General features: G+C 71.4%; 9 protein-coding genes and 1 pseudogene. 8 read left to right on the forward strand and 2 right to left on the reverse strand.

What is annotated here, in order from left to right; translation table 11 throughout:
* Both ABT160_RS45370 and ABT160_RS45375 read left to right on the forward strand, forming a co-directional pair.
* Window positions 1–1,307: pseudogene (locus tag ABT160_RS45370) on the forward strand (hypothetical protein); the annotation flags it as partial.
* Between the two features lie 19 nt (window positions 1,308–1,326).
* Window positions 1,327–1,902, forward strand: a complete 576-nt coding sequence (locus ABT160_RS45375; RefSeq protein ID WP_351655856.1) for a hypothetical protein — start codon at window positions 1,327–1,329, stop codon at window positions 1,900–1,902.
* Window positions 1,903–1,969: 67 nt separating this feature from the next.
* Here the strand turns inward: ABT160_RS45375 and ABT160_RS45380 are convergent, their stop codons facing one another.
* On the reverse strand, window positions 1,970–2,617 hold the full coding sequence (locus ABT160_RS45380; RefSeq protein ID WP_351655858.1) for a Type 1 glutamine amidotransferase-like domain-containing protein: 648 nt from the start codon (window positions 2,615–2,617) through the stop codon (window positions 1,970–1,972).
* Between the two features lie 185 nt (window positions 2,618–2,802).
* On the opposite strand from ABT160_RS45380, the gene ABT160_RS45385 reads away from it, so the two are divergent.
* The 6 genes from ABT160_RS45385 (at window position 2,803) to ABT160_RS45410 (ending at window position 8,049) form a co-directional block, all read left to right on the forward strand.
* A complete protein-coding gene (locus ABT160_RS45385) occupies window positions 2,803–2,940 on the forward strand; it encodes a hypothetical protein (protein ID WP_351655861.1) in 138 nt (45 codons plus the stop codon).
* Window positions 2,941–3,195: 255 nt separating this feature from the next.
* Complete coding sequence (locus tag ABT160_RS45390) at window positions 3,196–4,770, forward strand: AbfB domain-containing protein (protein ID WP_351655863.1); 1,575 nt, start codon at window positions 3,196–3,198, stop codon at window positions 4,768–4,770.
* 44 nt (window positions 4,771–4,814) lie between these two features.
* On the forward strand, window positions 4,815–5,339 hold the full coding sequence (locus ABT160_RS45395) for an RICIN domain-containing protein (protein WP_351655865.1): 525 nt from the start codon (window positions 4,815–4,817) through the stop codon (window positions 5,337–5,339).
* An 85-nt stretch (window positions 5,340–5,424) separates the two neighbouring features.
* Window positions 5,425–5,952, forward strand: a complete 528-nt coding sequence (locus tag ABT160_RS45400) for an RICIN domain-containing protein (protein WP_351655868.1) — start codon at window positions 5,425–5,427, stop codon at window positions 5,950–5,952.
* Entirely contained in the window at window positions 5,949–7,046 is a 1,098-nt protein-coding gene (locus ABT160_RS45405; protein WP_351655871.1) for a hypothetical protein, read from the forward strand. Before ABT160_RS45400 ends, ABT160_RS45405 begins: the two co-directional genes overlap by 4 nt.
* A gap of 796 nt (window positions 7,047–7,842) precedes the next feature.
* On the forward strand, window positions 7,843–8,049 hold the full coding sequence (locus ABT160_RS45410; protein ID WP_351655874.1) for a cold-shock protein: 207 nt from the start codon (window positions 7,843–7,845) through the stop codon (window positions 8,047–8,049).
* A gap of 45 nt (window positions 8,050–8,094) precedes the next feature.
* Here the strand turns inward: ABT160_RS45410 and ABT160_RS45415 are convergent.
* A partial coding sequence (locus ABT160_RS45415) for an FG-GAP-like repeat-containing protein (protein WP_351655877.1) occupies window positions 8,095–9,584 on the reverse strand: 1,490 nt, incomplete at its 5' end.

Genomic DNA, 9,584 nt, shown 5'->3' on the forward strand with positions numbered 1-9,584 from the left:
TCGGTGCCTCGGCCCGGGAGGCGGCCGCCCGCGCCAACCTGGCCGACGTTCAGGCCCAGGCGGACGCCAAGGTCGCCCGCCAGGCGGCCAACCAGGCGTTCGCCGACGCCACGGCCGCCCGGTACGCCGCCACCCAGGCGGAGGCCGAGGCCGAGCGGGCCCGTGGCGCGGCCACCCAGGCGGAGAACCAGGCCGCCGCGGCCAACAGCGCCGCCACCCTCGCCGAGAAGGAGGCGGCCACCGCCCAGGGCGCGGCCACCCAGGCCGAGAAGGACGCGGCCGACGCCGCCACCCTCGCCACCTCGGCCGAGACCCACGCCAAGTCGGCCGAGGAGGCCGCCAAGAACGCGGGTACGTACGCCAAGGAGGCCGACGACGCCGCCAAGCGCGCCGAGGAGTACCAGCGCGAGCAGGAGCGCAAGGCGCGCGAGGAGGCGGCGAAGAACAAGGAGAAGAGCGCCGACGTCGACTTCGAGGACGCCGAGTCGCTGGCACTCGAGGCGGCGGGCATCACGCCCGAGCAGTACGAGGCCGCCCTCAAGCTCGCCGAGTCGGGCCTGCTCGACTACCTGATGGAGAACGGCGCCGAGATCCTCGTGGAGCTGGCCGCCGAGGACATCATGGAGTGCATCGACGACCCGGACATCATCACCTGCGTCTGGGCGATCGTGCAGAACTTCCCGGTCGCCAAGGCCATCAAGATCGGCAGCAAGATCCCGAGGATCGCCAAGGCCGTCTGGGGCATCAAGGAGTTCCTCGACAAGTCGGCCAAGGCGAAGAAGGTGATCGACAAGGCCGACGACATCATCGAGTCCACGTACAAGAAGCTCCCGGCGTGCATGCGCCCGAAGAAGAAGAGCGCCCCGCTGGCGCGGAGCGCGTCGTTCATCCCGTTCGCCGCCGTTGCCGCGGGCCGTTCCCCCGTCGTGATGGCGGCGGGTGGCGGTAACGACCCCGACGGCGTCGGTCTCAAGCGCGAGGACTACATCGCCAAGCTGGTCGGCGGGGTCGTCGCCAAGGACGAGAAGGGGCAGGACATCAAGATCGTCATGCCCGGCGTCGGATCGAGTGGTCTGGATGTCATCGGTCCCAACGGCGAGTACATCTACGTCGGTGGCGGCGCCAAGGCCAAGAACCCGGCCAAGTTCGGATCGGCTCTGAAGATCAACAAGTACGCCGCCGACCAGAAGGGCGTGAAGGCCATCTACTATCTGGCCGACAACACTCCCGAATCCGCCATCAAGCAGGCCAAGAAGGTCTTTGGAGAAGAAAATGTGCACATCTTCACGCTGCCGAGCTGTGACTGACGACCGACGGGTGTGACTCATGACTGACGGATTCATCCGCTGGTACCGAGAGTCGGCCGCCACCTCCGTCCTCACCGAACAGGCGGGGATCTTCGCGGAGTACGGGATCCACCTCGCCCACCCCGCGACGGGCCGGGCGATCGCCCTCGACGTCGAGGGCGAGCAGGTGCCGATGGGACAGGAGGAGCTCACCCTTCTGCTCTCCCGCCGCATCGCGTCGGTCACGACGCAGTGGTGGTTCTCGGCCGACACCGACGTCACGGACGCCTTCGAGTACGAGCCGCTGGGCTGCGAGATCCAGACCCTGTGGCTGGACGGGCTCACGGCGGACGAGGCGCGGCGCGTCGAGGAGGCCGTGACGGCGGCGGCGACGCGCCTGCCGGTGCCGACGCGCGCCGTGGTCGTGGACCGGCACGGGGTGGCGGACCCGGAGGACTGGAACGCGTCGCTGCTGTACGACGGCGACGAGGTGCCCCGCTTCCCGGACGTGGTCCTGGCCCAGGACCACATCGCGCGGACGCTGACGGCACGGACGCCGGGCCTGCTCGGTGAGCCGGCGGGCGCGGGTCTGCACCGCGTGACACGGAAGGGCTAGCCAGGGCATGTCCCCGGTGCGACGGAGGTGTTCGTGCTCCGTCGCACCGGGAGCCGCCCGGTGCGGGTCAGACGATGCCCGAGGCGTCACCGTCGACCACGAGGACCTGTCCGTCGCGTAGGGCTCGGTACGGGGTGCCGTCGGCCCGGTAGTGCTCCACGACCCGGCCGCAGGCCTCGGTCTCGTGGTGGCCGGGGGAGTCGACGTGCGGGACGAAGGCGTGGTCCAGCACCCCGAGCCCGTCCCAGACGGGCTCGTCGCCCCAGGTCCTCGTGACGTCCTGCGGAGGGTCGCAGAGTTCCAGGCCCCGGAGGCTGGGGGCCAGGACGCAGGAGCCCGCGCTGTAGCCCGCGTAGACGATCGCGTCCTGGCGGAGCCGCGAGGCCAGCACGGTGTCCGCTCCGCTGCGGGCCATCGCGTAACGGAGCACGAACGCGTTGCCGCCGCGGACCCAGACGGCCGGGAACGCGTCGAGCGCGGCCTCGACCCCGTCACCGGGGCGGTCGAAGAACTCCCGGAGATCGAGCTCCCGGGGGTCGAAACCGAGCTCGGCCAGCGCCCGGGTCTCGCGTGCGACTGCGGCTCGGCGCGCGTCCTCCGGGGCGGAGTCCATGGCGTTGGCGATGACTCCGATCCGGCCGGGCCCCGCCCGCAGGAGCTCGACCAGTCGGTCGGGTCGATCGCCGATGCGGAAGGACGACAAGTAGAGGCGCATCTGCGGACTCTAGCCCCGTCGCGGGGCTCCGGCCTCGGGGTTTTCCGCCCACCGGTCGCGGGGACGGTCGTGGCGATCGACACCTCCGGAGTCCTCGTGGCGCTGGACGGGGGACCGGCGCACCCCGTGCTCCCCGGCGCCGGGCTCATCACCCTCGCCGAGCTGTCCTGGCAGTGGAGGGCGTGGTGCACGTACGGGAGCTGGCGCATCCCGCCGGCCGGGGCGGACAGGGCACCTTGTCGGTCGGCGACGCCATCGAGGTGGTGGTGACGGACGTCGACCGGGAGCGGCACAAACTCTCAGTCGTACAGCAGTGTTCGTAAAGATCGTTGCCGCGTTCGGCAAATGACTAGTAAGGTAAGCCTGTGTTTGGTTGGACTGGCCGGACACGGGGGAAGTTCGTTCGACCGGGGGAACCCGTGCGCGCTGTCGGGGGCGACAGGCGCACCTGACGTCACGTCATCAGACGTCACCATCAATCCGCTTCCGTCACAGGCGGGCGGTTCACCGTGCCCCGAATCTTCCCTGCACTCGCCAAGTCGCCGCAGTGCGGCGGCCGTAGGGAAAGCAAGAACAGCATGCAACCAAGCTCCGTACCGTCCGCGCGGCTGCGCCGGACCTTCCGGCACGGCGTCGTCACCACCTCGGTCCTCGCGGCCGTCCTCGGCGTCACCGCCCCGGGTGCCGTGGCCGCCGCACCCGCGCCCGGATCCGCGTCCCGGGCCGCTGGCATCGGCACCACCGACACCGAACGTGTCAACGCGGCGGCCGTCGTCCGCCTCGACCCGACCGCCGACGTACTCCTCCTCAGCGACTACGACTTCATCCACGCCCTGTGGCAGAAGGCCAGGGACGCGGGTGAACTGCTCGACTCCGTACGCGTGGCGGCCGAGCAGGCGATGATCAGCACCAACGCCGCGGACCACGTCTCGTACATCACGACCGGCATCCACGACGCCTACCGGCTCGACCAGCAGCGCGAGCGCGACAAGGCGAACGCCGAGCGCGCCGCCCGGCTGGCCAAGGCGCAGGCCCTGCAGGTCGTGGGCATCCCCAGCACCCCCGAGCTGCTGGCCCTCAACGACGACAACTTCATCCGCGCCGTCATCAAGCACGCCGCCGCGGGCCCCGAGGTGCGCGGCGCCGGAATGCGCGCCCTGGCGGGAGAGCCCGAGGACTGGCGCGAGTACATCGTCAACGGCGTGCGCGAGGCGCACAAGACCGACGTCGCCAACGAGCTCAAGGAGCTGGAGCAGAAGGACCGCGAGGAGGCCGAGCGCCGCCGCGAGGTCGCGGCCCGCAAGAGCGCGGCCGCCCTCTTCCGCATCACGCCCACCGACGCCCAGCTGGTGCTCGGCAGCGACAACTTCATCCGCGAGCTGATCAGGCTCGCTCCTGCCGACCTCCAGGGCTCCGAGCTCCTGGCCGCCGCCCAGCGCGCCGTCCTCAGCTCCGACCCGGCGGCCTGGAAGGCGTTCATCCACACCGGGGCCGACGCCGCCTACAAGCTCGACGACGAGAACCGGCGCAAGAAGGTGGCCGAGGCCAACCGCAGGCTCGCCCTCCAGATCCAGGCCGCCGCCGAGAACGGCGGAGTCCACCCGAACCTGGTGGCCGCCGCCAAGAAGGCCCTGGCCGGGACGGACGAAGAGGTCGCGGAGTTCCTCAAGGAGGACGTGCAACTGCGCCTCAAGCGCCAGACGATCCAGTCGCTGTACGCGGAGACGAACGGCTGGAACGTCCGCCAGTCGACCGTGGACAAGGGCACCACGTTCGTCACCCCCGTCGACAGTCGCAGCCCGCTGGCCGACCGTCAGGACGCCACCTGGACCATCGTGCCCTCCCTCGCCGGCCAGCCCGGCTGCTGGTCCTTCGAGTCGGTGCGCAAGCCGGGCTACTACCTGATGGCCAGCACGGACAACCTCCAGAGCCGCCTCGGCGCCGACGACCGCAGCGCGGGCTTCCGCAAGAACGCGACCTGGTGCAACAGGAAGAACGGCGCGGGCACCGGCTTCGTCTGGGGCGTCGGCCTCGGGACGGACGAGCGCTGGCTCGTCCACATCAGCGGCGCCGTCCACGCCGCCACCGAGCGGGCCACCGGATGGGTCAGCACCACCGGCGTCTGGAAGCTGTCGACGCCGCTCGCCCCGTGACCCGGACCCCGCTCCCGCACAGCACCACAGAACGGAAGAACACCATGGCACGCAACCTCCGGACCGCCCTGGCGGCAGCCGCCGGCCTCGCCACCGTCCTCGGCGGGGCCACCGCCGCGCACGCCGAGCCGAACACGTCGTACGTACGCTTCCAGGTCGAGCACAGCGGCAAGTGCCTCACCATCGCCGGCGGCAGCCTCGCGGACGGGGTCCAGGCCGTGCAGTCGACCTGCGCCAGCGGCCTGGACAACCAGCTCTTCGCCCTGAAGCCCGTGGGCGGCGGCCAGTTCCAGGTGCAGGCCAAGCACAGCGGCAGATGCCTGACCACGGGCCCCAACGTCAGCTGGGAGGCGAAGCAGCAGTGGTGCGTCGCCGGCTCCACCACCCAGAAGTGGCGGATCCAGCTGGTCGACGTCGACAAGGACCTGTTCGAGCTGCGTCCCGTCGACGCGCTCGAGTACTGCCTGACCATCCCCGACAACAGCACGGCCGAAGGAGCCAAGCCCTTCGTCGGCAAGTGCTCGGGCCTGACCCCGCAGCGCTGGCGCATGACCGACGCGACCAGCTGAGGCCGTGCCCGCACCCCGACTCAGCCCCACCGGAAGCAGAACGGCCGAACGGCCGGACCGCACAGCAGAACGGAACCACCACACCATGGCACGGACACTCCGAGCCGCGCTGGCCGTAGCGGCCAGCCTCGCCGCCGTCGCGGGCGCCGCCCCCACCGCCACGGCCGCCGACAAGCCCCACACCCAGCTCGTCACGGCGAACGGCGCCCTGTGCGTCGGCGCGTCCCCCGACTTCTCGGTGATGCTGGACGAGTGCCGCACCGACTGGATGTTCCCCGGCGTGTGGGACGCGGTCCCGGCCGCGGACTCCACCCTCGAACTGCGCTGGGCCGGCGGCGACCTCAACGCCTGCCTCGCCGTGGAGAACAGCGGCACCCAGGCGGGCGCCAACGTGCGCCTGGTGAACTGCAACGGAGCCGCCAACACGCGGTGGCAGCTCGACCTGGTCGACCCGGTGCGCAAGCTCTACCAGCTGCGGCCCGCCCACACCGCCGACCGCTGCCTGGACGTGCCCAACAGCGACGTCGTCAAGATGAAGCCCCTCCAGCAGTGGACGTGCAACCAGACCGACGCCCAGCTGTGGCGCGTCAAGAAGATCACGCTGCCGTGGTGAGCGCACGCAAGGCCGCCACGGCCGCACTCACCCTGCTCCTCGTGACCGCGGGCATGCCCGTGGTGACCGCGCAGACGTCCTGGGCCGCGGCCCAGGCGACCACGGCCACGGCCACGGCGGACGAGACCGCGGCGTCGGTGGCGGCCGCGGCGGCCGAAGCCGCCCGCAACGAGGTCACGCGCATCGCCAAGTCCCGGCTCCCCGCGGAGCTGCGCACCTCGGCGTGGAACGCGCTGCGCAGCAGCCTCGGCGACGCCGCGATCACCGCGTGGCTCGCCCCCGGCGGCGGCTACGACCTGGCCAAGCAGCGGCTGCGCGACACCCGTACCCGCAACCGGATGTTCTGCGAGCGCGTCGCGGCCACGCACACGGCCGCGTTCTCGCCGCAGGTGCACGCCGCCGCGTCGAACGCGCTGCGGGGCACGGACGCGGACCGCGCGGCGTTCGTGAAGAGCGGGTACGCCGCCGCGCAGGTACGTGACCGAGAGGCGAGGGCGGCCGACACCGCTCACCAGAACGAAGTCAGCGCCAGGGAGAAGGACTTCATCCGGGCGCTGGGCGTCGCGGACCCCGGCGCCGAGGTCCGCGTCGCCGCGCAGTGGGCGCTGCGTGCGGGCGCGACCGACACGGACGTCGCGGAGTTCTTCGGGTACGGCTGGGCCAACGGGGCGACCCTCGACCTCGACGGCTACCGCCTGCGCGTCGCCGACGCCGAGACCCGGCGCCACCACGGCCTCTCCCTGCTGGTCCAGAAGGCGGTGGCCGCCGAGGCGGCGATCCCGGGCGCCGCCGACGCGGAGTCCGCGCGAGCGGATGCCGTGGCCGCCTGGCGGGCCGTGGCCGGCCACGCCGAGGCCGCGCGCCTGGGCTGGCTGGCGGACCAGGCCGTGGCCGCCGCCCAGGCCCGGAACTGGCAGGACATCGCGGTCGCCGCCCAGGCGGACGGCGGCCCGATCTGGAAGAACATCGCGGCACCCGCGGTCGCCAACCAGGGCTACTGGAGCCAGGAGGAAGCGGAGGCCACCGTGGCGGTCGCTTCCTGGCAGGACATCCTCGACCAGGCCTCGCGTGGCGAGGAGCGCGTCAAGGGCTGACGTGCCCGAGGTGGTGGGGCGCCCGGCCGAGTCGTGGCCGGGCGCCCCGCGCGGATCACCGCAGGGCGGTCGGCTGGGGAAGGATGCCGCTACTTGCGAGGGCTGCGTGACCAGTCCAGCAGGGCGCGGATGGTCAGATCCTGGTTGATGACGTGCAACACCCTGCGGGCCTGGTAGTTGATCGATGCCGCTCGGCGCGTGTCGGGATCGTTGCTGTGGAGGGGCACCAGCGCGTAGAGACGGAAGTGGGCGAGGCGGCGATCCGGAGGCCCGCGAGCTGGCTCACTTCTTCGCACAATTGTTTGCGAAGATCCAGGTAGACGTCGATGACCTTGCCCGCAACCGTGTTCGCTTGTCGGCGGCGCTCCAGCAGCAGACTGGAGGCGAAGCCGAGTCCTGCGCCGAGCGCCAGGGTGAGCAGGGGAACCAGGGGTGACGAGGACCTCCGCCACGTCGGTGCGAATCGCTGCGAGCCGTGCCGCGAAGTCCATGGGCCCCTCCACCGCGCCCACCACGGGCTGCGTCAGGCGGAGCGTATCGGCCAGGGAGCCGCCTGGCCCGTGGCCGTTCCCGACTGTTCACCCACCCACGGCCGCCACTCGCGTTCGCCGCCCACGACGGCGGTGCGGCCTCATGGCGAGGACCGGCTTTCAACGCGCGCACGACCCTGTGCCGGGGGACCGGTGGCCCGTGCGCGGGTAAGCGCGTTCTGTACTCGGCAGGTCGGTGCGGTGGACCCGCACCGCACCGACCTGCACCACCACGACGGGACAGAATGCGAGAGACAGGCGCCATCATGCACCAACGCTGCGAAGGCCTCGTCCGGTTCTTCGACCGGTCCCGGGGCGTCGGGTACGTCGTCCCCTTCGGGCGCAGGGAGATCATCACCGTGCACCGCACGGACCTGGCCCCCGGCTGCCGGACCTTGGCCGAGGGCCAGCACGTCTCGTTCCGCCTCCGGCTGGGACAGGGGCGCTTCGAGGCCTTCGACGTGCAGCCGTAGCCGCCGGGACGGTGCGCGGACTTACCGATCCCGACGAGCGCGCGGTCAGTTCAGGTGATGTCGGTTCACGACGTGCACGCGGCCGAACTCCCAGCCGGTCGCGGTGGACCAGCCGGTCTGTCCCGGCCCGAACGTTCCGTCCGCCTGCGCGGGCCAGGTGAACATCCGTACGGTGCCGTCGGTGTAGCCGTACATCGTCGCGAGGTCGTCCCGTCCGTCGCCGTTGTAGTCGGCCACGACCGTCTTCATCTGGTCGCGCATCAGCCAGCCGGCGGGGCTGTTCAGCGCGGGGTTCGGGGAGCCCGTCACCGTGCCGTCCTTGTTCCCCTTCAGGACGTAGACGCTGTCGTGACCGTCGGCGTAGTCGAACCAGAGCGCCACGTCGTCGCGCCCGTCGCCGTCGAAGTCGCCGGCGTGCACGTCCGTACGGTTCATCTCGCCCCACACCGGGTTGTCCCAGGCGAGCTTCGCGCCGTCGAAGCCGCCGTCCCTGTTGGCCAGGAACGTCCAGAACTTCACCGCGGTGCCGCCGTACGTGTAGAGGACGCCCAGGTCGTCGCGGCCGTCACCGTTGAAGTCACCGGTGACGTACTTGCTCTGCTCGGTGAACCAGTTGCCCGGGACGGACCTCCAGCCCTGGACGGGCGCGGCGAACCCGCCCCGCGCGTCGGAGCGGAAGGTGAACAGGGCGTCGCTGCCGTCGGGGTAGTCGTACCAGGCTGCGAGGTCGTCGCGCCCGTCGCCGTCGAAGTCGCCGCCGTGCAGCCGTACGCGCGCGAACTCCCAGTTGCCCGGTGTGGTGGACCACGACTCGAAGGCGGGCGTGAAGGAGCCGTCGGAGTTGCCGGGGAAGGTCCACAGGCGGACCGTGCCGTCGCCGTACCCGTACAGCACCGCGACGTCGGAGAGCCCGTCGCCGTTGAAGTCGCCCGCGACCTTCTTGACCTGGTCGAGGTACCAGTTGCCGGGGGCCGTGGTCCAGGCGGACTGCGGTGCGGCGAGCGCGCCCGAATCGGTGCCGGGGAAGCGGAAGAGCGCGTCGTGGCCGTCGGGGTAGTCGTACCAGTTGACCATGTCGCCGCGGCCGTCGCCGTCGACGTCGTTGCGCACGGCCGTACCGGTGCTCCACTGGGACTGGCCCTGGGTGTCGTACACGACGAGGTTGCCGTGTTCCTGCAGGACGGTGGACCCGCCGGTGGCGCTGGTGCCGGACTGCCAGAGCGTGGTGGTGTCGGTGACGTCGCGCACGACGAGGTTGCCGTCGGCGCGCAGCAGGGTGGTGGCGCCCGCGTTGCCGCCCGTCGCGGTGGACCAGAGGACCTTGCCCGCCTTGGAGGTGACGACGAGGTTGCCGTCGGTGCGCTGGGTCAGCGTGGTGGTGGCGGACACCAGGGCGTCCCCGGGCTGGAGTCGTTGTCCCGTGGCGAGGCGGCTGGCGGTCGGTGTGTTGTCGGTGCGGGTGATGACGGCGTTGTTGCGGGTTTCGGTTTCTGCGAGGCAGCCGCCTTGCCAGGAGCGGCTGGTGATGCCGATGA

This window comes from Streptomyces sp. NPDC001941 (genome assembly GCF_040296945.1).
In the GTDB taxonomy this organism is placed as follows: domain Bacteria; phylum Actinomycetota; class Actinomycetes; order Streptomycetales; family Streptomycetaceae; genus Streptomyces.

Bases quoted from the DNA above. Each gene is read 5' to 3' on its own strand.
- ABT160_RS45375 (WP_351655856.1), top strand. From the start codon at position 1,327: ATGACTGACGGATTCATCCGCTGGTACCGAGAGTCGGCCGCCACCTCC.
- ABT160_RS45380 (WP_351655858.1), bottom strand. From the start codon at position 2,617: ATGCGCCTCTACTTGTCGTCCTTCCGCATCGGCGATCGACCCGACCGA.
- ABT160_RS45390 (WP_351655863.1), top strand. From the start codon at position 3,196: ATGCAACCAAGCTCCGTACCGTCCGCGCGGCTGCGCCGGACCTTCCGG.
- ABT160_RS45395 (WP_351655865.1), top strand. From the start codon at position 4,815: ATGGCACGCAACCTCCGGACCGCCCTGGCGGCAGCCGCCGGCCTCGCC.
- ABT160_RS45400 (WP_351655868.1), top strand. From the start codon at position 5,425: ATGGCACGGACACTCCGAGCCGCGCTGGCCGTAGCGGCCAGCCTCGCC.
- ABT160_RS45410 (WP_351655874.1), top strand. From the start codon at position 7,843: ATGCACCAACGCTGCGAAGGCCTCGTCCGGTTCTTCGACCGGTCCCGG.